Here is a 25,084-nt window from a genome sequence, read left to right on the forward strand (position 1 = left end):
ATACTCAATTAGATGAAATGCGTTATTCTGAAATAAAAAATCAAGACGCCAAATTTTGCACTAATAACGATGTAAATCTGGTAAAAAAAGAATATCCGGCTGTATTTGATGAGAATTTAATAAAAGATCAGACACCGAAAACCGTTTGCAGATCCACTGGAATTTATTCTTCGGGAGGAATTTCCAAATCCGATTATCAAAGCAAAACCGTCAAAGTAATAATCACTCAAGGACCGCAAAAAAAACCTAACTCTGGACAAATCCATTGGTCAGGTCTTGGTCAATCCATAGTTGTACACGGATATACTATTAAAAATCCGTTTACCTATTGGTCGGATGGATCAAATTCATCACAAGAGGCATCGTGTATAGATCGAGCACTTCCTGTAGAAAAAATAGGACGTGATCCTTATGCTTTACCCTATTATCCAAACTATTCCACACTCACTCCAGATCAAAGAGGAAATTATCTTTCATGGATGTCAAATGGAAGAGATAGCGATTTGAATGATATCGGTTATGCGTTTATCTTTTTTTATGGTCTTGAACGGAGGGCAATTTTTGAAAACGAGGATGTTGACAAAATTACTGAAGAGGCTCACCGTATATTGGTTCGATATCCCCAGTCAAATTCATTTAATTTTTATCTGAATCGTTTTGTCACATTCAACGTCGCATTGAAAATCCATGAAATGGATGATTCGAAAATTAAGAATTTTTATCCAATGTTGGATGAACTTGATGATAATTCATCGATAACGGTTCTTGCGTGGTATGTCTTAAAGGCAAAAGAAATCCCGTGGGAACTGATGTACTCCCTCGCAAGAAATTCTCAAAAGACTATAAAGAGTAATATCCCGAAAAAACACCCGCTATTGCTCAAAAAACTTTACGAAAAGAAATTCAATCTGCATTTTTCTGGTGAATTACCTCCTATCCCAGCTACGCACCAACATTACCTAGCATATTCACCAGTAAGTCTTTCTTTGAAGTATTATTCTGGATTTTCGCGTGAATCAAAATCGATAAAACCCGCTGTTTTAGATATTCCAAATATCGGGACAGAACCGTTCAAGACGGCATTCTCTATCTGGGCTGAATGTTTAGAGGAGTTGAAATCTGTCACCAACAAGCTCAATAAAACTGACGGAAAGATGACCCGAGAAGTATACGGCTTACTTCCTAGATTATTAAAAGAAGAGTACAAACACCCTGATCTGGAGTCATGGCAACAATTCCACTCCACAAAAACGCCTACTAAAGGTTCGATCATCGTTCAAATATCTGATATCGCCCCGTTAGTGGGAATTACTAAACGTGAATCTTTAACCGCGACCCAATGCAACACGATGGTAACAACAGCACATGACAACGGGTATATCCTCATTCCAGATCAAAAAATATCCGGAAGTTCCTATAAATGGAATGATTCCGTTGCAATTATTCCAGTCAATAATGCCGTTCAAATCACAGATAAATTTTCTCACGCTGCATTAATTTTTGAAATGGCATATACAATTGCAGCATCTGATGAAAATGTATCTGAAATTGAGGAAAATGTTCTTCATAACTATATCTCAAAGCAGTTTTCACTCAATTCATTTGAAATTGAATGTCTTAAGGGACTTCAACAAACCCTTAAAATCCAACCTCCCTCACTATCAAAAATTGGTAAACGTTTGAGTAAATATCTGAATCCTGAACAAAAAATGTCAATTGCCAGTTTCTTGGGGGATATCGTTCTCTTGGACAATAAATTCACGAAGGAAGAACAAAAGTCATTGAAAACTGTTTTCAAAGCGTTAGAGATAGATCCCTCGATATCGGATGAAATCATTAACAAACTCCTTATAGGGCACATTCCTGAAGAGCCCACAACCGTACTAAAAGCCGGAAAATCCCGAAAGGGAGAAGCCATCCCCCCGCAGGCAATTACGCCGGAATTTAGCATAAATAAGGAAAAATTAAAACAAACCCTGGAGGATACGCGGGCCGTCCAGAATATTCTTGCATCCGTATTCGAACAGGAAGAGGAAGAGATTGTTATCGATCTAGAGCCGGAAGTAAAAATTCCAAAATTATCCGTTAATGCAGAAACACGACAAAATGAATTCGATCTTCCCTTCCCTCAGGAAACCATTCCTTCGCTAGACTCGAAATATCTCTCGATGTTGCACGATATTATGAAGTCGAACGAGGTCAGTCAGGACGACTTCACCATTCTTGCCAAGAAATATAACCTGATGCCAAGGGCCGCTTTTGATGATATCAATACGTGGGCTGATGAGGAACTGGGAGATTTCCTGCTGGAAGAAAGCGAAAACCGTATCGTAATCAATTACAAGAGATGAATCATTAACGGTGAGTGGGGCCGAGTATGGGAAAATTAAAACAAAGAGAACGGGATGCAATTATCCAATCTCTGAGTGCAGGGGTTGTTCCAAGAATCGGCCTTGAGCATATTCAGGTCGGCAGGAAAAATGAAGTCAGCACAATATTATCCGATCTGGACAGGATTGAGAATGACGGAGCAGCGATCCGCTTTATCATCGGGCGCTACGGTTCGGGCAAGAGTTTTTTCCTGAACCTCTGCCGGATAGTAGCACTTGAAAAGAAATTTGTGGTGGCGCAAGCGGACATCAGTCTTGAGAGAAGATTGTATTCATCAGATAACCAGGCCCGGGCACTCTATACTGAACTGGTGCACAATTTTGCCGTACGGGCAAAACCCGAGGGAGGTGCACTTTCAGGTCTTATTGAACGCTGGATCTCCGATCTCGATCAGCGTCTCCGGAAGGAGGGTAAGAATACCGAAGAAATCCTTCAGCAGATTCCTCAGGAATTAAAATGCCTTCAGGAATTTGTCAGCGGTTATGATTTTGCCACAGTTCTCTGTAAGTATTTTGAAGGATACCAGAAAGGTGACGATGCGCTTATGGCTTCGGCAATCCGGTGGCTTTCAGGAGAATATTCTACCAAGACCGAAGCCCGGCAGGATCTCGGGGTCAGGACAATCATTGAAGATGACAACATCTACGACTACCTGAAATTATGGGGCCGCTTTGTCAGGATGGCCGGGTATTCGGGGCTCCTTGTCAACCTTGATGAGATGGGAGTACTGTCCCACCGTCTGAATAATGTCCAATCCCGTAATTCGAATTATGAAGCAATCCTGCGGATTGTAAACGATTGTCTCCAGGGAAGCGTATCCGGCGTAGGTTTTGTCTTTGCCGGTACCGATGAATTTCTTAAAGACCAGCGGAGAGGACTGGCAAGTTATGAAGCACTTGCCCGGCGTTTGGTTGTAAGAAGCGATTTCAATGTTGCAGGGCTGAAAGATTTCAGCGGACCGGTGATCGAACTGGAGAATTTGTCCAAGGAAGATACCTACGTCCTGCTCTACAATATCAGGAATGTCTTTGCCTATGAGGATCCTGCAAAATATCTTATTCCCGATCTGGGCATCGAAGGATACCTCCAGCACTGCCAGAAAATGCTGGGGGCCGATTTCTTCCAGACTCCCGGGGATATTGTCAAGAGTTTTGTCCGGATGCTCTCGGTCCTTGAACAAAATCCCGGAACCTCGTGGGAAGTCCTGCTGAACAATACACCGGTCCAGAAATCACAGGAAACTACGGAAACCTGTGAAAAACCGGAAGAAAAAATACCGGAAAAATCTGCTGAACCGAAGATCAACGATGAGCTGGTATCCTTCAAATTGTAATCTTCCAGGAACATCCCCATGGAAAAAACTGCTTTTTCATTTTTGCATCCGACCATTCAGGAAAAACTCTACAAGATGCGATGGACGGAGTTGCGACCGATACAGGAAGACTCCATCCGGGCTCTGTTCACCACAGATAACAACCTGATCATCTCTGCAAAAACTGCATCCGGAAAAACTGAGGCAGCATTTCTCCCAATTCTTTCACAGATTGTTGAAAAGAAAGGCGAGGGTATATCGGCCATCTATGTAGGCCCGTTAAAAGCTCTCATCAACGATCAGTTCCAGCGTCTTGAAAAACTGTGCGAACTCGCAGAAATCCCGGTTTTCAAATGGCACGGGGATGTCGGGAGCAGCGGGAAGAAAAAATTCCTGAAAAATCCCTCCGGTGTTCTTCTTATCACCCCTGAATCTATCGAGTCTCTTTTTATCAATCATTCAAACGAACTATCACATCTTTTTGGATCACTCTCGTTTATTGTCATCGATGAGATGCATTCATTTATTGGAAATGAACGGGGAGCGCACCTGAAAAGCCTGTTGTCCCGTGTGATGCACAAGAGCCCGACAGGCGTCCGGCTCATTGGTCTCTCTGCCACGTTTGGCGATCCGGAACTGGCGAAAAAATGGCTTCTCCCCAGAAACCCGGAATCGATAAAAGTAATTTCAGATCCGACGGAACAAAAAGATGTCAAATACCAAATCCGCAGTTACATTCTCGAAACGCCAACAATGGATAAACCTTCAAAAGAAAAAGAGAAGACCTCTTTGCTTATTGACGATATCGTCCGTTATTTCTATGGGAAAACGGCCCTGATCTTTGTGAACAGCCGCGAACTCCTTGAGTTCTATACTGACAGTACGAGAGCGTATCTGGAACGAAAGGGATTACCGGATTGTTTCAGGATTCATCACGGCTCTCTCTCGAAAAGCGAACGTGAAGATACCGAAGACGCCCTGAAATTGAACCGACCCACGGCCACATTCTGTTCGAGTACGCTGGAAATGGGAATCGATGTCGGGAATGTTTCCTGCATCGGGCAGATCGGGGCTCCGTGGTCGGTGAATTCACTGACTCAGCGTCTTGGGAGGAGTGGGCGCAAAGAAGGAGAGCCGTCGATCCTGATCATGTTCATTGCTGAGAACCCCTCGAAAGATGATTCTATTGTAGATCGGTTGCATCCCGAACTTCTCCGAGCTGTGGCGATGTCTGAGTTGATGATTGAAAAATGGAACGAGCCGCCTCAGATTGGATTTTATCATTTTTCAACCTTGATTCAGCAAATTATGAGCGTCATTGCAGAACACGGTGGATCTACGGCCAGTGATCTTTTCAACACCCTTATACAAAACGGGGCTTTCCAGACTGTGAGCCAGGAGGATTTTCTCCAGATTTCACGGAGCATGGGAGCCGCCGATCTGATCGAACAGGACGAGAGGGATGTACTAATCCTGGGTCTTGAGGGCGAGAAAATCGTCAGGAACTTTGAATTTTACTCTGCGTTCACAACACCCCGGGAATTCAGTGTTATCCACAAGGGTGGAAAAATCGGCAGCATTCAGTCTGCCCCGGATCTTGAAACCCGCAAGTTCCTGATTCTTGCCGGGCGTCGCTGGGAGATCCTTGAGATTGATTTCAAGAGAAGCGAGATTCTTGTCGAGCCCTCGAAAGGTGGGAAAGTTCCGAAATACTTTGGCGGGGGCGGCGCAGAGATTCACCCCAAAATCCGGGAAAAGATGCGCGAGATCGTCACTTCCGATTACATTCCAACATACCTCAATCAACAGGCACAGGCCATGATCAGAGAAGCGCAGCATGCAGCCCGGGAAGCCGGACTCTTGACAAATCCATTTGTTGTTGATGGGAATTTCACGTACTGGTTTACCTGGACCGGTTCGGCAAAACACCGGACGCTTTTCACCTTGGGAAAAGAATTTGCCGGACTGCATATAGAAGATGAGGAGATTGCATTGAAATTCAAAGGTGTGTCGCCATCACAGATTCTGGAAAAATACAATACGATACTTACATCCTGTCCATCTCCAGAGAAGATTGCTGAAAAGTTCCAAGGCCGGACAAGTGAGAAATATGATCAATTCGTTCCGGAGAATCTTCAGATTGCGGAATATGCGAAGAGGTATATTGATACGGATATTTCCTTACTTGAAACTAGGTGCCGATAAATTTAGCAAATTCACTCCGATAGTACCCCCTTTCCCAAAAATACAACCTCTCGACACCATCCTTTTATTTGTTCTTCCGGAACGATCGGGCAATAGCGCCCTTTTTAGCCCTTGCCACATACAATAACCCCTCCGGAAAACCGTGGCCCGTACAGGCCCGCTATATTGCAGGTTCAAGTGGCCTTCTTTTTGCCCGGTTTTTGAAAATACCTCTTAAATGTCGTTTATTCCGTGGGCGTGGACATCGTTTCCTGAGGAACCGGAAAACGGGATCGCCGGATTGCCAATCCGGGGCCGTATCGGGCATATCTGGGATACGGTCTTTCCGGAGGGCAGATCCTAGTTTTCCCGATCACTCGCAGGAAAGTACCTCTAATCCGGGCCCTTTACGGTCCCGGATTACTCCTCCGGACACTCATTTTCCGGAATTATGTGCAAAACAGGTGCATTTTTACACACTTTTTCAGGAATCGCCCGATACTCTCGATTTAGGGCAAACCGGGCATTTTACGCGGACGTACAAAACGCTTTTGTACGTTTTTGGGAGGCAGATCTCAGGGCCGGATGGGATATAACAGGGCCAAATGAAAAGAAGGGCTGTTTTAGGGATTAAAAATCACCAATGTTTTTCCCGGGATATCGTCGGTAATTCCCCGTGCCGGAGAACCTGGTAGTTTACCCGGAAAAACCCGGATAGTAATCCCGTCCAATTCGACGGGTTTAGAAATACAAACCGAATCGTTTCAGGAGATCATCGGTAAAAATTCCCCGGTCTCCGTGAAGTACAGATAAGCAGCAACCTCCTTCCCGGGCACCAGCTGCCTCGCCGCCTTGCAATAGATCTCCATCGACTTCCGGTACTCCTCAGCCAAGGCCGCATATCCCTCCGGCCCGGCCGCCTCGCTCTTGTAATCGATCACGGCCCACGAGCCATCGTCACGTTCCAGGAGCCGGTCGATTTTGCCGGTCACGGGCTGTCCCTCCCGCGTGATCACGAACGGCAGCTCACAATACGACCGCTTCACCCGCTTCATCAGGTCGGATGAGAAAAACGCAGCCCGGATCTCTTCGCACTGCCGGAGATGCTCCTCCGAAAATTCCCCGTACTCTTTGAGCACGGTCGCCGCATCCCGGCCCCGCAGCACTTCATGGATGATCGTGCCCTTCGTTGTCCCTTCAACGCCCGGCAGGTACTTCGATGCACCTGACTCCCGGGCCGGCACCGGTCCCTCTGCTGTTCCCCTCTCCAGCTCCGAAACGGAAACAACTTTCACCCGCGCCGGCCCGGTCACGTACACCGGCTCCGCCCGGGTCCCTGCCTTTCCCGCACATTCCTCCGGGACAAGAAGTAGTGAAGGCTCGACCCGCCCAGTCTCGGCCGGGATCGCTACCGGGTCCGCAACAATCGTAAGCCGGACACCGTCCGGCAGCGTGAGGCCGCCCGCCGCAATCGCATCCCCGGTGACGCCAAGGGCCAGAACGATCCACTCTATCCGGGACCGGGCGTGATCGAACGAGAGCCCGGGATCCTCCGGGGCCGTCCCGCACATGAAGAGATGGTCGCGGGCCCGGGTCAGGGCGACGTAGAGCAGCCGTTTCCTCTCGGCCCGCTCCTTCTGGCGCTGCTGCTCACGCAGGGTAAGGAGCACGGCGCTCTCGGTCAATGCAAAATTGTCCGCCGGGTTTGGGACCTTTACCCCCACCACCAGCGGGTTCTCGCCGATCATGATCGGGGGATAGGTCTCGCGGAAGGACGCGCCCATGTCTGGCACGAAAACCACCGGGAACTCCAGGCCCTTTGCCGCATGCACGGTCATGATGTTGACCGCGTTTTTTGCAAGCGCATCGAGCTGCGCCTCGCCCTCCCGCTCGTCCTCGTCCATCGCCTGCCGGAGATCGGCAGTGAAATCGGCAAGGGCGTACGGCCTGGCCTCCTCGCGGTTCCGGGCCAAAGTAACGAGCTTCTCGATGTTTGCAAGGACCTGTTCCCCGGCCGGGAGCGCGGCATACACGGTGTAAACCCCGGACTCATACAGGATCCGGCGGAGCAGCGCGACAAGCCCCACATGGCCGGCGTACTGCTGCCATGAAGCGAGAAGATCGCGTGCGTGTGCTGCCGGCCCGTCCTGTTCCGCATATTTCCCGAGCTTGTCCCAGAGCGTATTCCCGCGTTCCTGCGCAATCCGGAAAAGTTCCGTATCCGGGAGCCCGAAGTACGGCGACCGCAGGATCCCGGCAAGGCTCACGCTGTCATGCCGGTGTTCGAGGAACGAGAGAATGTTTGCGAGATCGTACACTTCCTGCCGGTGGTAGAACCCGGTTCCGCCGTGGACGTAGAAGGGAATCCCGTACTCGCCGAGGGCGGCAAGGTAATACGAGAGGTTCGTCCGCGCTTCAAGCAGGATCGCGATATCGCCGTACCGGGCCGGGCGGGAAACAAACGAATGGTCCGACAGTTCTTCGTACACAGAAAGCGGCTGCGCATGTACGATGCTGTGGATCCGCCGGGCCACCATGCCGGCCTCGCTCCGTTTTGTCCCGGCCGCATCGCTCCCTTTGGGCGGGAGAAGCAGTTCCACAGAGCCGGTATGACCGGCCCGGTTATCGGAGATCCCGACCGGCTCGTACCCGAACTCCCACGGTTTCTCTGCCGAGGCAAGCAGACGGGAGAAGATAATGTTTGCAAGGCCAATCACCTCCTTTGTGCTCCGGAAGCTGGTGTCAAGCGTCACCTTCCGGCCCCTGCACGCAGCTGTGATGATCTCCTGCGCCTCCTTAAAGCGCGTCACGTCCGCGTCGCGGAAGAGATAGATCGACTGCTTGGGGTCGCCGACAATAAAGAGGCAGTCTGTTGCAGGCGACGGTGTCCCGACAATCGCCCGGATGATATCGGCCTGCGACGGGTCTGTGTCCTGGAATTCATCGACAAGGATGTACCGGAACCGGGGCATGAAGTGCGTTGCAACGAGGTTGCCCTGTTCGAGGAATAATTTTCGTGCATGGAGGATCAGGTCGGCAAAGTCAAGGCCGCCGAGTGCCGCCTTCCCGCTGCCGACAAGCTCCGCATACCGGGAGAAGACAAGCGACAGCGCTTGGAGGAACTGCACCGAGCCGGTGATGACCGGATCGGATGCGTCCATGGTCATCAGGAAGAGGGAATGCTTTCTGTTCAGGATCCCGGCGAGATCTTTCCAGCATCCTTTGAACTCCGCAAGATCGTCCGGCTTCCAGACCTTTTTGCTCCCGACATTGCCCGGTCTTTTTTGTGCAAGTTCAAGCGCCGCCCGGCAGAATTCCTCCGGGTCCAGGGCATTTTCAAGCACGGAAAGCAGCGGCCGGATCTCATGGAGGAAGAATGCCGCTTTATCATCCACGCCATCGTACGCGGCAGCAAGGGTAAGCAGCGTACGGATCCGGGAGGAGAACGATGGATCCTTTCGCAGCGCAATAATCTCCTCATCGCGGAATGTACAGACTTCCGTCTTCCAGACCTCAAGCACATGGCCCTCGTCCTCACGAAGGGCCGCAAAGAACCGGGCATAGCGTTCCCGTTTCCCGTACAGTGCAGAAAGTATCGTCTTTAGGTTGTACTGATCGGTGATGGCGAGTACCTGGACGATCGCAGCATTCACCGGCTCCTCCTGCCGCGTATGGATCAGGTCCTCGTATGCGGTGCTGTGGATGCGGGAGACCTGCTGCTCGTCAAGGACAGAAAAGCCCGGTTCGAGACTGGCCTCGATCGGGAACTCACGGAGCACCTGTGCACAGAAGGAATGGAAGGTCTGGACCGGCGCAATCATGAAATCCTCGGCTGCCTTCTCCCACTGCGGGCCTTCCTCGCGGAGGATCTCCTTACGGATCCTGTCCTTCATCTCGGCTGCTGCCTTGTCGGTAAACGTCAGGGCAAGGATCTGCGGCACGCTCACGCCTTTTGTTTTTAGAAGGTCGATATATTTCTGGACCAGGACGTACGTCTTCCCGGTCCCGGCGCCGGCAGTGACCACCATGCTCTTGTCGTGCAGGGTGATCGCCTCTCCCTGTCGTGGTGTCGCTGCCATATCAGGTCTCCTCCCCGGTCTCTAAGATCCGGTACGGATCGAAACGGCAGGTGCGCCTGAAGTCGCAATACGTATTCGGGCATTCCTCTTCCGGTGGAAGCGGGAACCGCCCGTTCCGTATCCCGTCAATGTAGGCAAAGGCACAATCGCAGGAGTGCCGGATCGTACCGGCAAAATCCGGTGACGGCCGGAACCGTGTGATCAGCAGGTCTCTTGCCGATGTATCTGCAAGGACGATGTTTCGCTCCACCTCGCGCCGGATGGTATAATATCCCCCGCCGATCCCGTGCGAGCCGGTGATCTGTTCGAATGCCCGGAGGTAGAGCGGCAGCTGCAGGGCAGTTCCCGCCTCGATATCCTTTGCCTTTGGATGCGTGGAGCCGGACTTGTAATCATAGATGAGGAACTCTCCCGAAGGTGTGATATCGATCCGGTCGATCCGGCCCCGGATTCTCAGGTTCTTTGTACCATCCGGGGATGCAAGTTCAACTGGTTCCGGTGACGATGCGGGATCGTCAGACGCTTCGGTTCCCATGCCAAAGGAGAACTCAAAGCGCGATGGAACGAGCGGTGAACTCTCTTCCAGTATTTCGCTTGCAAGGAACCGTTCGAAACACCCAGGGCCGGTCCGGGGATCGCCCAGCATCTGGATCTTTGTCGCATCCCAGAGCGGGCTCTGGAATGAATATGTATCCAGTTCGGCCTTTGCGATCCGAAGGATCATCTCTGTTGCATCCGCGAGCGTGGAGAGGCTGACCTTTTTGCCACAGGCCCGCCACTGCCGGTAAAAGGTGTTCAGGACATGGTGGATGGCAGTCCCGCGATCGCTTGCCGAGAGGTTCGGCTCCACCTCCGGCAACGCATCGAGCCCGATCACGCGGCTGAGGAAATAGGCAAACGGGCAGGTGGCATAGGTCTCAAGGCTTGTCGGGGAATAAACATGATCCGGACCGTACTGCCCGGCAAGAACGGCACCGATCGCATCGTCCCCGAAAAGGATCCCGTCGTACGACGAATCGCATGCGCCCCTCCGGAAATACCGTTCCATGTTGATGCGCCGGGTAAGATCGCTGATATCGAGTGAACCCGGGATGAGGCCAAGAACACCACAGGCGTTTTCATCGCGGATCCCGTTCCCTGCCACGATTGCTGCCGTCCGCCGGGATACGCAGGGATCTTGTGCGGATGCAGACCACGGGCATTCCCCGGTCCGCATCCTAACCCGCTCGAAAAATGCTGATGTGAGCAGGGATTTTTCCCCATCGGCAAGCGGGGCACTCAGGTATACCGTCTGCTCTGCGGCGAGCAGGGCCGCGATGAAATAATATTGTTCTTCGCGGAGGACCTCGGCAAGCGTACGGGTTCCCATCCGGGTGTTCTCTAAGGAGTTTGTGAACGGAAGCCGGGTCGTCAGCCGGGGAACAACACCTTCCGTGAGTCCGCCGATAAAGACCATGCCAAACTTCAGGTGCTGGCATTCGTGGAGACCGAGAACTGCAACGCCATCGGAATCCTGGCGGAGGGCATTATCCGGTTCCTCGGCAATGGCGGCAACGAGTCGGAAAAAATCCGACGCGGTAATGGGGGTATCGGCCGGCATCCACTCGATCCGTGCAAGAGCCTCAATGCGGGAACAGAATGTTGCCGTGAGCCGGATCTCCTGCGCCTTGAGCTGATCATCCGGTGCCCCGAACAGGTATGGAATATTCCACAGTTTTAGGAATTCCAGAAATCCCTCGATATGATCCCGGAGTTTTTTCTTTTTCGCGAGATGATCGAGGCTGGTAAGAAGGATCCTCATACCATCCTGGACGCGTTCAACAGAATGAACCGAGATCCCCGGGAAGTTTTTTGCCTTTTCTGAGTCCTGCATCTCTCCAAGGAGCCATGCCAGTTGTTTGTTCCAGTTGGGGTGGGGGCCATCAATCCCGGCATACCGGGACACCAGATCGACTTCGGCCGCATCCAGGTACCCTGTTCCACCGGGAACCGGCCCCTTGCGGAAGAACGGGCTTGCAATCACCCGGACAATATTCTCGCGGGTATACCCGGTGGCGGCAAGACCTGCGATATCCAGGAAGAACCGGACCACCGGTGCCTGTGAGAGCCGGGGGCCGACTGCCGCGTTCCACGGAATACCGTAATCGGCAAATACTTCTTCAATGAGTCCGAGATTCTCGCGAAGCTCCGGGAACACAACCGCAATATCGGAAAGCGGCATTGTGCTGTTCAGCCGGCTAATCTCTGCTGCGATGCCGGCTATTTCAGCATACCGCGTGGGAAATGTCTGTACCCGGAAACGATCCCCGGCTTGAAGGACACTGGTTTCCGAAAAAAGACCGGTGATCATTGATTGCAGGGAGGTCAAATCCGGTGCGGGCAGGTCTCCCGCTTCACGCCGGTTCCTGAAAATTGCCGGATCAATGCCATCGGGAACCAAAAAATGGACTTTTCCTGCACGTTCCCGTATGGCCCCGAAGAGATCCTGTTCAAGGGGCAGAGTATCGTGGAACCCGTAAGCAAAGACTATTCCAAGCGGGGCAGTGCCGGAGCGGTACAGGTAATCGATTGTCCATTCGAGGATCGTACTGCTGTCGACAAGGTCTAGTTCCTTAAGGCTGTCCCGGTATGCTGTAATGATCGTGTCAAGCTGATCGCTCTTCTCGCTCTCAAGAGTCAGAAGACATTCAGGGAACGGGACTTTCCGTGTCAGTATGACTTTCATGAAGGTCACAAGATCATCAATCGTGCCGGATGACGGGTGATGGTGTGCTGCAAAGAGCGGGACATCCGCTGCATATTTTTCAAGAATCTGCGTCAGTAACAGCTTCGCTTCGCCCTTTGACAGGAATCGCTCGATGGTTCGGTTCTCTTCAAACAGGATTTTACAGAATCCTTCGAGCGTACAGATGCGGGAAGAGACAAACGGGATCTTCTTATCTGTCAGGGACCGGGTGACATAAAGGACCAGCCGCTCCGTGGGGAGAAGGAGCCAGCTCGTGAAAGGATCTTCCCGTGTAGCGGAGACAAAACCGCTGATATCAGCATCCAGCTGTTCCCCGGGGAGCGCATAATCGTACAGGACCTCCCCATCACATGACTCCGGGGAAGACTGTGCTGGCATGATATGTGGTTAATCTGCCGGAAGAAAAAGGCAGGGATTTATTCCAGGTACTTGTCGAGCGGGATCGTCTCGATCTTCTCTTTTGTTACCGCAGTCACATCGATCTCCCGGGCTTCCGCTTCCTTGGTGCTGACCTTGACATCGTGTTCGAGTTCTTTTATCGGGATCAGTTTCTTGCGCTTCTCCATTGGTGGGTTCATCTTCTCTGCTTTCTCGTAGTCCACCACCTTCTTGATAATATCCTCCGGCAGGGAACTGCAACTCTGGAGAAGGCCGATGAACTCGTTGGAGAAATAATTGTCAATCTGGATGCGGCGTTTTGTCGCGTGGGCGAACTTGCCAATCACGTGGCAGATATTCTCCCGGTCCTCCGGGCTCAGCTGGTCGACAAACTGGTAATCCTCAATTTTCCGGAGTGCAAGGACGATCGGTTCCAGGGAATCGTAGGTGACAATATAGACCTGGTAGTCGGCCATGTCCAAGTGGAAGTCCTCCAGGTAATCGACAGTATTTGCCGGGACCACGAGGAAAATATCCTTCTTGACATTCTCTTCTTTTGCATACTTTTTTGCGGCCTCGGCCTGGCTTTTGATGTAGAGCGGGAAATTGGTGAGATCCTCGGAATTCTTCGGGCTTTTCGCATCGAAGATCACGTACTGGCCAGCAATAATCACCGCATTGTCTGGTTTTTTTGTTGAGAAGGGGAATTTTTCCTTGTCGCAGTATTCAATGGTGTGCCGCTGGCAGATCGAACGCAACGATTGTTCGACAACTTCCTCGTGCTTCTTCCAGGTCTGTTCCATCTCGGCAAATTCAGAGCGGATCTCTTCACCCCGTTCAGCCTGAACCCGAAGCCGGTCTTCTTCGAGTTGCTTTTTAAGAGACGTCAATTCTGTTATGCGGGAATCGTGTTCGCGGATACGTTCTTCCTCATGCTGCCGTAGTTCGACAAGAGTTTTCTGCGCTTCGATAAACTGGGAGTTCAACTGGTCATATTTGGCCTGTGATGCGGCGAGATCTTCTCTTAACTGGGTAATTGCCTGCTGGTTTTTCTTATCCTCGGCAATCAATCCCCCGGCAATATTCTCCCGTTCATTGATCTTTTCCTGCAGATCCTCATTCTTTGCTGCAAGCGTGATCATATCTCCCTTCAATCGGAGAATGTGATCTTCGCTGTTGGCCTGTGCCTCTGCAATGGTCGCCCGTTCACGTTCTTTATCAGTGATCTTTTCATTGAGGGATTGGGATCGAAGCTGTTCTGAAGAAAAATTCTGCTCCAGTTTTTTTGCCTGCTGCTGCTGGTATTCAAGAGTCTGGGTGAGATCCCGGTTCTTCGAGATGAGTCCGGCTATTTCCTGATCTTTTTCCTGTACAAGTCCCTGAAGTTGCTGGAATTCCCCGAATGCATCGTATCCTTGGGATACTACTCCCTGCCATGAAAAAATGCGTTCAAAAAAGCCAACATTCTTGATACGTTCAAAAAATCTGCGGAGATGTTCGAAAGGAGGGGCGTCCATGAAGTATTCTCTCTCAACGATTGTTGAGTTGTGGGTGAATAAACCTTATTAAATACCTGCCCGCAGAGTGAAAATGAGGATCCGCGTTGTCGCGAAAAAACAGTGGCCGAGATCCAGACCCTCGACCGGGGCGAGGCCATCATCTCGACCATCGGCATCCCCTTTCCGGTCAGCACGAGGATCCATAGGTACGAGGATTACATCACGATCCTCAACGCCGAAAAGAAGATATCCGTGAGGGAAGGACTGGACACCAGCTTTTAGGGTCAGCATCCGGAGGAGATGCTCGCGAACGGTAAGAGAACTCCTGCTTGTCCGGCCCCCGGGATGAGGCGTGTGAAGAGCCTGCCGGGAACGGGTTTTTTTGGGGTGCCCGGAGGTGAAAAAAATGCCTACCGGGGTATTGACCGTTTTCTTAAGATGACGGATACGATGATGATCACAACGGAAACTGCGAGGATATACACATCATAGGCGGACACATTATGATTTAGTTCGATCAAGGCGAGTTCAACCAGGCTTAAAACCGCTATTCCTGACCAGAAACCAATCCTCAGCAGGCTCCAGTCGCATTCTTTGTTCGTGTCCATGAAAAAAGGTAAAGGGTATATTTTATTTAGGCCTTCCTGATCCGGGGCCCTGGTTATCTAAAAAGAGCAGTCCGGGAAAGGTTTTCCGGCGGTGAGTTACCCCTCAATCACCCTTGTCGCAAACGTTTCTGCCGTACGCAGGTGTCCCCGGTCCGCTTCCGAGGCGTTCCACGCAGCGGCAAAGAGCAGGAGCAGCGCGTTGTCAAGCGCCGCATCGAATCCTGCATCGTATCCCTCATCATTTTTCTTCTCTGGCGGCAGTGGCCGGGCCAGCAGCGCCTCGTCAGCCGAGGTGAACTGCCTGTACCACGCTGGCCGGGGCAGGGACTTTTCCGTAATTGCCGCCTGCTCCGCGAGAATCTCAAATGCCGTTTTAAACGCAGGTGCATTGCCCGAACCGTCCAGAAGAAGGATCCCTCCCCGCGCCTCGAGCTGCACATCGCCGTATTCACCGGCTGCATACCGCAGGAACACCACCGCCGCCCGGTGCGCCGCGGCCGGTGGCAGACCGGCGCAGGCAGGTTGTGTTTTTTCAACATATTCCCCGAGCGGGCCGGAAAGGGTACCCTTCTCATGGGTGGCAGCGGGAGCGCCGAACCGGTACTTCAGCCGCACGAGCAGGATCGAAAGACTCACCGCGTAGAGCAGTTCAAGGACGATCGTCGCCACCGCATCATCGAGCGGCACGGCAAAGAAGATGATGGCGTAGATGGGGGTCGTAAGCGCGACGATATCCTTCTTTGGCCGGATCCATGCCAGGTACGCGAGCACAAAGGACGCAATCACACAGCCTGCCGCCGTAAAGCGCAGGTCGATGGAAATCCCTGACGTCCATGTGAGGATCGCAAGCGCCGCACCCCCGAACGAAAAGACCGGCACGGCAAGGTCATAATATATCCCAGGGACCGCGGGGTTTCCGGCCGGGATATCAGTTTGTGACATGGTATCACCTGAAAAGATAAAAACGCAAAAAAAACGCTCGTCAGCGCTCTTTTGCAGGCCCGGCATTCTTCCCAATTCTTTTGATCGAGACGCAGTTGATCACCGGGTCACCGACCGCGACATAGCGGTGGATCACCATGCCGAGCACTTCCACCACGTCGTGCTCGTGGATATCCTCATCAGGATTCGTGAACATCTTGACCGCGATCTCACCCGACCGGTCGGCAACAATAAACTGCGGCCGGTTCAGGAACCGGAAGCGCACTTTCTCGACAACGCCCTCGATCCGGACCGGTTTTCCGATCATGTTCTCGTTGATCAGTTTAATACGGACTGCCTTCGCCGCGGCCTCGTACACCGGTGTAATATCCGCGTACTCGCTGCGGCTCATGTAGTTGAGCACGACCGGGATCACGAGAAGCAGAAACAGTCCCGGGATCAGCCAGATAAGCTGCGACCGTACATCAGAGCTAAATACGGAAGCAACGAGCAAAAAAATAGTGAAGATCACAAAGACCCCAATCGAGAGGATTGAGACCTTCACTTCAACATTACCAATCTTCATTAAAAAAGAGTTATGGGAGTCTATCTACTTCAGTGCTGCGATCTCTTTCCTGAACGCAACCCAGTAGATGACACCGACGAAGAACATCCCACCGACGATGTTTCCGATCGTGACCGGGATAAGGTTTGCCGTCCACATCGAGACCCAGTTCACGCTTGCGGTGATCTTTGTCGGGTCGGTGATGAAACCCTGCGTAAAGATACCCGCCGGGATGAAGTACATGTTCGCGACGCTGTGTTCGAATCCGCTCGAAACGAAGGCCATGATCGGGAACCAGATCCCAAAGAACTTGCCGACCAGGTCGTCAGCGCATATGCCGAGCAGGATACCGAGGTTGACAAGCCAGTTGCAAGCGATGCCTTTGAGGAATGCTGAATAGAATCCCATCATTCCCACGTAACTGGTCTTTGCCGCGGCAATCGCTATAGCACGTGTACCAAACGCGGAGACCGTGCCAACACCGGCAGCGTCGAACGAGACGAACGGTCCGTTTGCACAGATGTATGCCCATACAATGGCGCCAATAAGGTTGCCGATATATACCCACAGCCACAGGTTGAGGACCTGTGCCCAGCTCACCTTGTGAACGAATGCTGCCATCGGAGCGAGCATTGCGTCACCGGTGAAGAGTTCTGCACCCGTCAGCACAGTGATGATAAGCCCAACCGGGAAGACCGCACCCAGGATTAACTGGGAGAACCCGGCGCTTGCCGTGCCGTACCGAAGTGCGGCGTCACTTGCCTGAATTCCCGTGCTGCACACGGTTGCGAGGGCTCCACCCATCGCGATGTACGCCCCGGACATAAACCCGCGGACGATCATATTCCATGTGGGCAGGCCTGTTTTGTATTTCCCGGCATCGCCGGCCTTGGCGACAATTGCTACCGGAGCATGAAACACCATTCTTTAACACACCTCTTGAAACGTTTCAACCTATTTCGGGCAACCGGAAACATCGGTTATTAGCCTTGAGAGTATCAGATATTGCTCGATATAGGCTGAATTGATAATCATTTTTGTCGTTATTAATACCTTTCTAAATTCTTTCCGGTCGTGTTACGCCGGAGAATAGTTACATTTTGTAACCCGTTTTTGATACCGGCTTTGGGCATTTTACTGATGCCCGGAGTATAAAAACACTAAAAAAAACCGTTTTACCCGGGAACCGGGGAGACTGGCCCGTGGATCACGCCAAAAAAAGAACATTCAGCCCATGCAATATCCGGCCATGGTCTTATGCGCGCTTCATTCAGAAGATCCCCTGTTTTAAATGGGTATTTTACTTTAAAAAAAATTAACCGGATTACCGGCAGTCCCCGTCTCAATCGGGACACGGCCCGGTATTTTTGGTCCCGGCACCTTCCTTATGAGAACTCCATCCGGCATCTTGTGTCGTTTGCGATCTCCAGGATTTTTCCTGGTTTTTTCTTCACCCGGTCAGCGAACAATGACCCGGAGAAGAAATCCGGGCCGGGGTGACTTCAGGTACCGGAATCCTTTTCCCGCCCGGTTCTCTGGTAACATTCTCATTAAAGGCCAGGGAATTTTTCCTTTTCCTCCGGGTCATTTTGCCGGGCGTGCCGGCCCAATCCATAATGTTCATCTGGTGAATCGATTGATACTCTATTATTAAGATGACGAGTCGGGTTTTCCTGTGAAACGATCTCTTATCACCGGTCCGATCTTTGAATACCACAACCGTCCGGGCCATATCGAATGTTACGACCGCCTCCGTGCGATTACCGAACAGTTACCGGAAGGCATCCCTGTCCGTCCCCCGGTGGCTGCGACAGAGGTGGATCTTAAGCGTGTCCACCTGCCAGGCTATCTTTCATGGCTGCACCGGCAGTGCGCCCTCCATACCGCGTACGATACGGTTGACGAATACGGATGCATTGGCGGGTACTTCACCGGCAATACGTATGTGCCGGGATTTTTAGATGCAAACACCTACCTCAACCCCCGGTCGTACGAGGTTGCAACGTTCGCAGCAGGCTCGGCGATTGCCGCTACTGAGCGTGTACTGGACGGCGAGAGTTGTTTTGCGCTCGTCCGGCCCCCGGGCCACCACGCCGCATCGGACTGGGCGATGGGCTTTTGCATCATCAACAATACGGCAATTGCCGCGGCAAAGGCGCTCACATCCGTGGATCGCGTGGCGATTGTTGACTGGGACGTACACCACGGGAACGGGACGCAGGATATCTTCTACGGAAGCGACCGGGTGCTGTACTGCTCTGTCCACGCGGAGGATTTTTTCCCCGGCACCGGTGCGGCAACCGACACCGGGACCGGGGCCGGCGCAGGATGCACGGTAAATGCCCCGCTGCCGCAGAAGAGCACCATCGGGGATTACGTGCACGTCTTTTCCGATGTCTTTCTCCCGTTGCTCGAACGGGTGCATCCCGATCTCGTCATCGTCTCGGCCGGGCAGGACGCGCTCGCGGACGATCCGGTCGGTGGCATGGGTCTTCTTCCGGTCGATTATGGCACACTTGCCGGACTGCTGCTCGATGCGCTCGACCTGCCACCCGCGTTCGTGCTCGAAGGCGGGTACGGCCCGTCACATCCTGCCGCCATCAACGCGATCCTGGGGGCGGTGAGCGGAAAAAGGAGTCCGGAGCCGGTGCCAGAACCCTCTGCCGGGGCCCGGGAGCGGGTGCGGATATTACGGAAACTGCATGGTCTCCGGTGAGGAAATGGGTATAAACCGAGATCCTCGTATCTGACTCTTAAAACCTGTGAAAAAATGGGATGGCTCCCCGCCATGAAGGCCTCTCCGAGGCACGGCCGGGCAAGGGAATTATTTTCGCTGTGATTCATTGCATTGTTCTTATTTTGTATTACTATTAGTTATTGATCCGCCGCGGGGGCGTCCCTTTTTGGTGCGGCGGCACGTATCGCACCTCTTGAGAGGGGGGCAGTTCCAACCCTCATGGAAAAAAAGCACGTGAGATTCTAAAAAGAGAAAATTTTCCACAAGCAAAAAAAAAATTTTAGTTCTCTGGCACCGGGTTGAACGCGTTCTCGTAGATCATGTCGCTGGCGGCCGTTTTGGTGTTTGCGACCGCAAAAGACGAGGATCTGTGGCGCCGTACCAGACAATTGTTGCCATAAAGTACGGGAAAATCCCCCGGGGCGACCGCGAATTAATATTTACGAACCGTACATACATGCACTCAAATGTTGATGAGCAACTACCGGAGCAGCCGGATGACCGTGGACGGTTCCGTGCCTCGTTTCAGGTCCGCGAATTTCCCCCAGGTACAATGAAACCCCCCCGAATCCTCCCGATGCTGTCCACCGTAGTCCAGACCGGGCTGGTGGCAGTTGATAACGTGCGTTTTGGCGAGCTCGGAGCCTGCCCGGTCTGCCAAGGACCGGTCTCGGGATACGATACAAAAAAGAAAGTGTTTGCTATCATCCGTGAAGATGATGAGGAACGCACCATCAGGGTTTCGGTGAAGCGTTTTTTCTGCCGCAGCTGCGACCACATCATCAATGCCGATGAACCGTTCTATCCGGGCACCCGGATCGGTTCACCGGTTATCGATCTCTGTCTCTCCCTTGCCACCACGATGCCGGTGAACCGTACGGCGACCTATCTTGATGCGATGGGCGTGGTCGTGGACCGGACCAGCTGCCGGCTGTACGTCCGGGAACACGCCCGTGCAATCCCCATGACAGATCTCTTCGGCATCAAAATACCGATGTCGGTGGTTTCACTCTCCGCCCTTACAGCCCGGGCCGGACAACATAGTCCCGTCAGCGGGGCAGAAGTTCTCGCTGCCTGTGGTTTCCCATCCGCAGACCGGGCAGCGCTTCACCTGCCGCTTCCTGCCCACCAACGGCAAGAGCGGGATGCAGAGGAAGAGAAAAAAGAACGGCACCTGTAAACTCCAGAGTACCGCTGTGATGCCAAGGGACCCTGCAAGGAGGACGAGGCTTATTTTCCATGCGTCCGTACTGCTACCTCCCGGACTGCGTGGGCAGGTAGTGCATCCACAGCCGGTCCGAGCACCTGCGTGAGATCCAATCCGCCACATTCGCGGGCAAAAAGCGGAGCACCGATGCCTGCCACAATAATTGACGAGGCCATACTCTCTTCTGCTACACGGCGCACGGTGTCGCGAACGAGCGCCCGCTGCCGGTCCCAGAATGCCTCTGCGATCTGCATGGCCCCGGTGTTGCCAATCTCTTCAAGGTCTGCGCAGACTACCCGGGCGAGCCGGTGCAGGGACGCATCGGGTGTCTTCTCCCTGTGGTCCGGGGTGTCGCAGGTATATTCGTCCTGCGTGATGTGGCCGAGTACGAGGTGAGCATCGGCACTTGCGGCAAAATATTCCGTGCTGACCGGCGTCTCTTTCCCCACAAGGTTCACGGACGAAAGGAGGGTTGCCACCGGTGTCCGCAGCATGCCGGTGTACACGAGGTACCCTTTCTGGAGCCGGGCCAGATCCGAAAGGCCGAGAAGCGCGGGAAACCGGGAGAGCGGGATGATATCTGCGGTCGTGCTCCCGATATCGAGCAGCACCGCATCCGGGTACTTCTCCCGCAGAAAATCCGCGGATGCCAGCCAGTTTGCGGCAGCAAGCGCCGGCACCGGGCCATCGTGGAAGTGTGCATCGGTGCCATAGAACCGGGCGGACGGGAAAACCACCCGTACCGCATTGACAATGAATGTAATTCCCTGCAGCTTGTTTTTGAAACAATCGGCTAGCTCGCCGCTCATCACAACCGCTGCGTCACCGTCGCTGCCATTCGCGTACTGCCGTAGCAGTTCCGTAAGCGGGGCTCCGGTCCAGAGCGGACAGTAGTGGATGTGGACGCCGTTTTCGTCCACTACCTTAAGGTTTGCACCACCCACGTCAATCCCGATCATGCCGGCATGACCGTCCCGTGCGTGTCAAACCGCACTTTCCCGGTGAGGTGAACCTCTTTTGGCGCGTTGCCGTGCGAGGCTTCCACCAGCAGCGCTGCGATCTCCTCGTTCATGCAGGCCGCGATCCCGACAAGACTCGTCGTGATCCGGGGGTTCACGTCCACCACAAAGACCCTGTCGCCAACTACCACATCGACGCCGCAGTATCCCTGGCAGCCGAGCACGGTCGCGGCTTTTACTGCGGTATCGATGATCTCCTGCCCGCGTGCGGGATGGGCCGGTGTCTCCCCACCGGAGTAGGTGAATGCGCCATCGGTACCGATGGTAACAAACTGCCGGTTGATAGCAAGGACAAGCGGCGGGTTGCCGGAGAAGTACAGGCAGGCCTCACCAACGACCCGGCTCATGACAAGACTGACCGAGTAGTGCTCTCCCTCGATATACCCCTGTGCGAACTCTCCCCTGCCGGGAGCATCCGTCGTGAGCCGCACACCCTGAGAGTCGCAACCACTCACCGGTTTTACCACATGCCTCCCTTCGGGAGCATCGGCCGGCACCGGGATCCCGTGGCTTTTTAAGAGTTTTCCGGTCGTGACCTTGTTTGCACAGAGTGCTATGTTCATACTGCCGCACCCGAGATTGTGGGAGTGCTGTTCAACCGGGAGGGTAAATTTTGCAAGCAGGGGATCGGGTGCGATCACAAGGCCCATGTCGCACGCGGGAGCAAGCCGTACTATCTCTTCGTAAAAATCCCCGGTGCCCGGCAGCACGACTTCATAACCGCACCGGGTAAAACTCTTGTGCAGGACATTAAACATCGCTGCTCCCTCGGGAGCAAGGGCAGGATCGCGGGTGGTTGTGTACTCGGCAAGCAGGACTTTCATCGCAGGTACTATTGCACCTGTATAAAATTACCCTATCCATCCCCATCCCTTTTGCTCCCGGGATCGATCGGTGAGTTATTTGATAAGGCGGCGCTATAGAGTACCCGTTGCTTATGAAACCAGCGATCCTGCTCACCAACGATGACGGCGTGAACTCCCTTGGCATCTGGGCGGCATACGAAGCGCTTGCCCCCATCGCGGACGTGACAGTGGTCGCACCGGCGACCCAGCAGAGCGCAGTCGGCCGCTCGATCTCGATCTTCGAACCCATCCGGGCTAACCGGATCAAAATCAACGGCATCCCTGCATGGTCGGTCGCAGGCAAGCCCACCGATGCGGTGATCATCGGGCTGTACGCGCTTAAACTTGCACCGACGCTTGTGGTAAGCGGCATAAATATCGGTGAGAACCTCTCGTATGAATCCATTATGACCTCGGGCACGATGGGTGCGGCACTCGAAGCGTCCAACCAGGGGACCAAGGGGATCGCGTTCTCCTTACAGGTAGAGGACCAAGGTGACAAGTTTGACGACCCCGGCCAGTCTGCGCAGAGTTTTGATGCAGCAAAGAAGGTTGTGCGGGACGTGGTCGGTCGCGTGCTCGAATCCGGGTTCTGCCCGAATGCTGATGTGATCAATATCAACATCCCGTCAAAGGTCAGCGGCGGCTACGAAGTGACCCGGCTTGCCCGCAAGCTCTTCCACACCGGTGTCGAGAAAAGGCTCGACCCAAGAGGCCGTCCGTACTTCTGGATTAACGGCCCGCTTCTTGAAGATGCCGAGGAAGGCACGGACGTGCATGCGGTCCGGAAGGGCAATATCTCGATCACGCCCATCACCCTTGACTGCACTGCGTATGCGGCAGAGGATGAGACAAAAAAGATCTTTTTTGACTAATACGCCGGGTGGGATGAGTCACCTCATATAAAAATGCGAATTATCGTTTGCTAAAAAAAACAGGGATTTCCTTTGAAATGCATTCAGATATGCTGAGGAGATCTTTTCCTCTGACGTGCGATGAGTGCTGCCGCCCCCGGTAGGAAGCCCCCGCGGCGGACTAGTGACTAAAAAATATGACCCTGTAGAAACCATCAGTTTTTGTACAAATTGCATATTACAGCGTGACGGAGGGAACAGTGCCTGTCCCCCCAAACCGCCCCTGCGCTTTAGCGATGATGCCGTATTACCTGTTGAGGCACTATCACTCCATTGGGGAAGCCACAAGCGTGCGGGGGCGGAGGCAGCATTTGCAAAAAGCCCCCAAGAGCGTTAAAAGAAACAATTCGAGGATTTCGACAGAGCCAAAAGTACTGAACAACTCCCAGCTACGCCGTGCCCCGTATAACTCTGTGATAGGGAACCCTCATACATTTTTCACCGGTTTTCACGGCTCTGGTGCGAATATTATTGGTTTATGCCCGTTTCTCCGGCACCTTATATTCACCAGTTTTAATTATCCCGGCGCCGAACCCTATCATTGACATGGCTGGCACAACAGAAGCAGTTGCCGCAGCAAAACGTGCGGCGGGATATCAGGCAGCGGGTATGGTTGAGGATGAGATGGTGATTGGCCTCGGGACCGGCTCCACGGTTCTTTACATGATCGAGCGCCTCTCGGGCCGGGTCCGGGACGGTCTCTCGGTTTCGGGTGTCCCGACATCCTACCAGACGGCAATGAAGGCGCGGGAGTACGGGATCCCCTTAACTACGCTTGACGACAACCCGGTGCTTGATCTTGCTATCGACGGCGCTGACCAGATCGATCCGCAGCTCCGGATGATCAAGGGACGGGGCGCAGCGCTCACCCGGGAAAAGTGCGTCGCAGCTGCCGCCTTCCGGTTTATTGTGGTCGCTGATGACACGAAGATGGTCTCCCGGCTGTCCGGGGTGGTGCCGGTCGAGACGATCCCGTTTGCGACAAAGACCGCGATGGGGCAGCTGCGCGGACTGGGCTGCCGGCCGTTTATCCGTGAAGCGGTAAAAAAGGACGGGCCGGTCATCACGGACAACGGGAACTTTATTGTTGACTGCCAGTTTGATGAGATTGCAGATCCTGCCGCGCTTGAAGCAGCACTAGCGATGATCCCAGGTGTTGTTGAAAGCGGGCTCTTTACCCGGTTTTCCAAGAATACAACGGTTATTATCGGAAATGAAAAAAAGTGTAAGGTACTGACATCAGCTGATGTAGTCCCGTAATTTATGAATCATGGCGAGCTGGTTCGTCGCCTCTTTCTTTTTCTCTTTCTCGATGCTGTCCATGATCTCGGTGATGGGCTTTGCAAGTTCGTAGATCTTGACCGGGCGTCCCTTGCTCTCGGCCTTGCTCTCGCGGCTTGAAATCCAGTCCTGGTCCATCAGGTAACGCATCGCGATACTTACTTCGGGCTGGCGCAGGTCGGTCCCGCGTTCGATCGCACGCGAGGTAGCTTCTGGAATGTTGGCCAGAAAAACCAGCACCTTTGCCACGTTCTTCTTTGTTCCGATCTCGATGAGAAGGTTGGCAAATTCTTCCTCCTTCTCTGTGAAATACATTACATTCTCAGTTCTCACGCAACCTCATCCTCAATATTTTTTTTAATGTTACCATACTATTTATTTTGTAAGCGATATATATG

17 protein-coding genes are annotated in these 25,084 nt (G+C 53.0%); 8 read left to right on the forward strand and 9 right to left on the reverse strand.

Annotated features, from left to right (window positions below):
* The 3 genes from QZN75_RS08435 to QZN75_RS08445 all read left to right on the forward strand — a co-directional run.
* A partial coding sequence (locus QZN75_RS08435; RefSeq protein ID WP_292427343.1) for a TerB N-terminal domain-containing protein occupies nucleotides 1-2,351 on the forward strand: 2,351 nt, incomplete at its 5' end.
* Between the two features lie 26 nt (nucleotides 2,352-2,377).
* Nucleotides 2,378-3,724, forward strand: coding sequence for an ATP-binding protein (locus QZN75_RS08440; RefSeq protein ID WP_292427345.1), 1,347 nt, complete (start codon nucleotides 2,378-2,380; stop codon nucleotides 3,722-3,724).
* 18 nt (nucleotides 3,725-3,742) lie between these two features.
* Nucleotides 3,743-5,908, forward strand: a complete 2,166-nt coding sequence (locus QZN75_RS08445) for a DEAD/DEAH box helicase (RefSeq protein ID WP_292427347.1) — start codon at nucleotides 3,743-3,745, stop codon at nucleotides 5,906-5,908.
* A gap of 743 nt (nucleotides 5,909-6,651) precedes the next feature.
* Here QZN75_RS08445 and QZN75_RS08450 read toward each other — a convergent pair.
* The 3 genes from QZN75_RS08450 to QZN75_RS08460 are packed head-to-tail and all read right to left on the reverse strand — an operon-like array spanning nucleotide 6,652 to nucleotide 14,607.
* Entirely contained in the window at nucleotides 6,652-9,966 is a 3,315-nt protein-coding gene (locus tag QZN75_RS08450) for an exodeoxyribonuclease V subunit beta (RefSeq protein WP_292427349.1), read from the reverse strand.
* 1 nt (nucleotide 9,967) lies between these two features.
* Complete coding sequence (locus QZN75_RS08455) at nucleotides 9,968-13,090, reverse strand: PD-(D/E)XK nuclease family protein (protein ID WP_292427353.1); 3,123 nt, start codon at nucleotides 13,088-13,090, stop codon at nucleotides 9,968-9,970.
* 38 nt (nucleotides 13,091-13,128) lie between these two features.
* Entirely contained in the window at nucleotides 13,129-14,607 is a 1,479-nt protein-coding gene (locus QZN75_RS08460) for a hypothetical protein (RefSeq protein ID WP_292427355.1), read from the reverse strand.
* Between the two features lie 102 nt (nucleotides 14,608-14,709).
* Here QZN75_RS08460 and QZN75_RS08465 point away from each other — a divergent pair, with 102 nt between their 5' ends.
* Nucleotides 14,710-14,871, forward strand: coding sequence for a hypothetical protein (locus QZN75_RS08465; protein WP_292427356.1), 162 nt, complete (start codon nucleotides 14,710-14,712; stop codon nucleotides 14,869-14,871).
* 422 nt (nucleotides 14,872-15,293) lie between these two features.
* Here QZN75_RS08465 and QZN75_RS08470 read toward each other — a convergent pair whose 3' ends face one another.
* From QZN75_RS08470 to QZN75_RS08480, 3 genes are read right to left on the reverse strand one after another with little or no spacing between them, the layout of a single operon-like run.
* On the reverse strand, nucleotides 15,294-16,139 hold the full coding sequence (locus QZN75_RS08470) for a hypothetical protein (protein WP_292427358.1): 846 nt from the start codon (nucleotides 16,137-16,139) through the stop codon (nucleotides 15,294-15,296).
* A 40-nt stretch (nucleotides 16,140-16,179) separates the two neighbouring features.
* Nucleotides 16,180-16,704, reverse strand: a complete 525-nt coding sequence (locus tag QZN75_RS08475; RefSeq protein WP_292427360.1) for a nucleotide-binding protein — start codon at nucleotides 16,702-16,704, stop codon at nucleotides 16,180-16,182.
* Nucleotides 16,705-16,728: 24 nt separating this feature from the next.
* The gene (locus QZN75_RS08480) at nucleotides 16,729-17,607 is read right to left on the reverse strand and encodes a formate/nitrite transporter family protein (protein WP_292427363.1); all 879 of its coding nucleotides are present in this window, start codon (nucleotides 17,605-17,607) and stop codon (nucleotides 16,729-16,731) included.
* 751 nt (nucleotides 17,608-18,358) lie between these two features.
* Here QZN75_RS08480 and QZN75_RS08485 point away from each other — a divergent pair.
* Nucleotides 18,359-19,399 carry a histone deacetylase gene (locus QZN75_RS08485; RefSeq protein WP_292427365.1) on the forward strand — a complete coding sequence of 347 codons (1,041 nt, stop codon included), beginning with the start codon at nucleotides 18,359-18,361 and terminating at the stop codon, nucleotides 19,397-19,399.
* A 574-nt stretch (nucleotides 19,400-19,973) separates the two neighbouring features.
* The gene (locus QZN75_RS08490) at nucleotides 19,974-20,600 is read left to right on the forward strand and encodes a hypothetical protein (RefSeq protein WP_292427366.1); all 627 of its coding nucleotides are present in this window, start codon (nucleotides 19,974-19,976) and stop codon (nucleotides 20,598-20,600) included.
* 50 nt (nucleotides 20,601-20,650) lie between these two features.
* On the opposite strand, the gene QZN75_RS08495 is transcribed toward QZN75_RS08490, so the two are convergent.
* Nucleotides 20,651-21,586 (reverse strand): hydantoinase/oxoprolinase family protein, encoded by a 936-nt coding sequence (locus QZN75_RS08495; protein WP_292427368.1) that lies wholly within the window; start codon nucleotides 21,584-21,586, stop codon nucleotides 20,651-20,653.
* The gene (locus QZN75_RS08500) at nucleotides 21,583-22,470 is read right to left on the reverse strand and encodes an ATP-grasp domain-containing protein (RefSeq protein ID WP_292427370.1); all 888 of its coding nucleotides are present in this window, start codon (nucleotides 22,468-22,470) and stop codon (nucleotides 21,583-21,585) included. The genes QZN75_RS08495 and QZN75_RS08500 overlap by 4 nt, the downstream gene beginning before the upstream one ends.
* Before the next feature lie 113 nt (nucleotides 22,471-22,583).
* On the opposite strand from QZN75_RS08500, the gene surE reads away from it, so the two are divergent.
* The gene (surE, locus tag QZN75_RS08505; protein ID WP_292427371.1) at nucleotides 22,584-23,366 is read left to right on the forward strand and encodes a 5'/3'-nucleotidase SurE; all 783 of its coding nucleotides are present in this window, start codon (nucleotides 22,584-22,586) and stop codon (nucleotides 23,364-23,366) included.
* A 585-nt stretch (nucleotides 23,367-23,951) separates the two neighbouring features.
* Nucleotides 23,952-24,665, forward strand: a complete 714-nt coding sequence (gene rpiA / locus QZN75_RS08510; protein ID WP_292427374.1) for a ribose-5-phosphate isomerase RpiA — start codon at nucleotides 23,952-23,954, stop codon at nucleotides 24,663-24,665.
* Here rpiA and QZN75_RS08515 read toward each other — a convergent pair.
* A complete protein-coding gene (locus tag QZN75_RS08515) occupies nucleotides 24,645-25,001 on the reverse strand; it encodes an ArsR family transcriptional regulator (protein ID WP_394339498.1) in 357 nt (118 codons plus the stop codon). The genes rpiA and QZN75_RS08515 overlap by 21 nt on opposite strands.
* Nucleotides 25,002-25,084 lie beyond the last annotated feature (83 nt).

The organism is Methanoregula sp., assembly GCF_003170075.1.
Lineage (GTDB): Archaea > Halobacteriota > Methanomicrobia > Methanomicrobiales > Methanospirillaceae > Methanoregula.

Coding starts and splice junctions, on each gene's coding strand:
- QZN75_RS08500 (WP_292427370.1), bottom strand. CDS start 22,470: ATGAAAGTCCTGCTTGCCGAGTACACAACCACCCGCGATCCTGCCCTT.
- QZN75_RS08515 (WP_394339498.1), bottom strand. CDS start 25,001: ATGTATTTCACAGAGAAGGAGGAAGAATTTGCCAACCTTCTCATCGAG.
- QZN75_RS08450 (WP_292427349.1), bottom strand. CDS start 9,966: ATGGCAGCGACACCACGACAGGGAGAGGCGATCACCCTGCACGACAAG.
- QZN75_RS08470 (WP_292427358.1), bottom strand. CDS start 16,139: ATGTCACAAACTGATATCCCGGCCGGAAACCCCGCGGTCCCTGGGATA.
- QZN75_RS08490 (WP_292427366.1), top strand. CDS start 19,974: ATGAAACCCCCCCGAATCCTCCCGATGCTGTCCACCGTAGTCCAGACC.
- QZN75_RS08480 (WP_292427363.1), bottom strand. CDS start 17,607: ATGGTGTTTCATGCTCCGGTAGCAATTGTCGCCAAGGCCGGCGATGCC.
- QZN75_RS08445 (WP_292427347.1), top strand. CDS start 3,743: ATGGAAAAAACTGCTTTTTCATTTTTGCATCCGACCATTCAGGAAAAA.
- QZN75_RS08475 (WP_292427360.1), bottom strand. CDS start 16,704: ATGAAGATTGGTAATGTTGAAGTGAAGGTCTCAATCCTCTCGATTGGG.
- QZN75_RS08455 (WP_292427353.1), bottom strand. CDS start 13,090: ATGCCAGCACAGTCTTCCCCGGAGTCATGTGATGGGGAGGTCCTGTAC.
- QZN75_RS08440 (WP_292427345.1), top strand. CDS start 2,378: ATGGGAAAATTAAAACAAAGAGAACGGGATGCAATTATCCAATCTCTG.
- QZN75_RS08460 (WP_292427355.1), bottom strand. CDS start 14,607: ATGGACGCCCCTCCTTTCGAACATCTCCGCAGATTTTTTGAACGTATC.
- surE (WP_292427371.1), top strand. CDS start 22,584: ATGAAACCAGCGATCCTGCTCACCAACGATGACGGCGTGAACTCCCTT.
- QZN75_RS08495 (WP_292427368.1), bottom strand. CDS start 21,586: ATGATCGGGATTGACGTGGGTGGTGCAAACCTTAAGGTAGTGGACGAA.
- rpiA (WP_292427374.1), top strand. CDS start 23,952: ATGGCTGGCACAACAGAAGCAGTTGCCGCAGCAAAACGTGCGGCGGGA.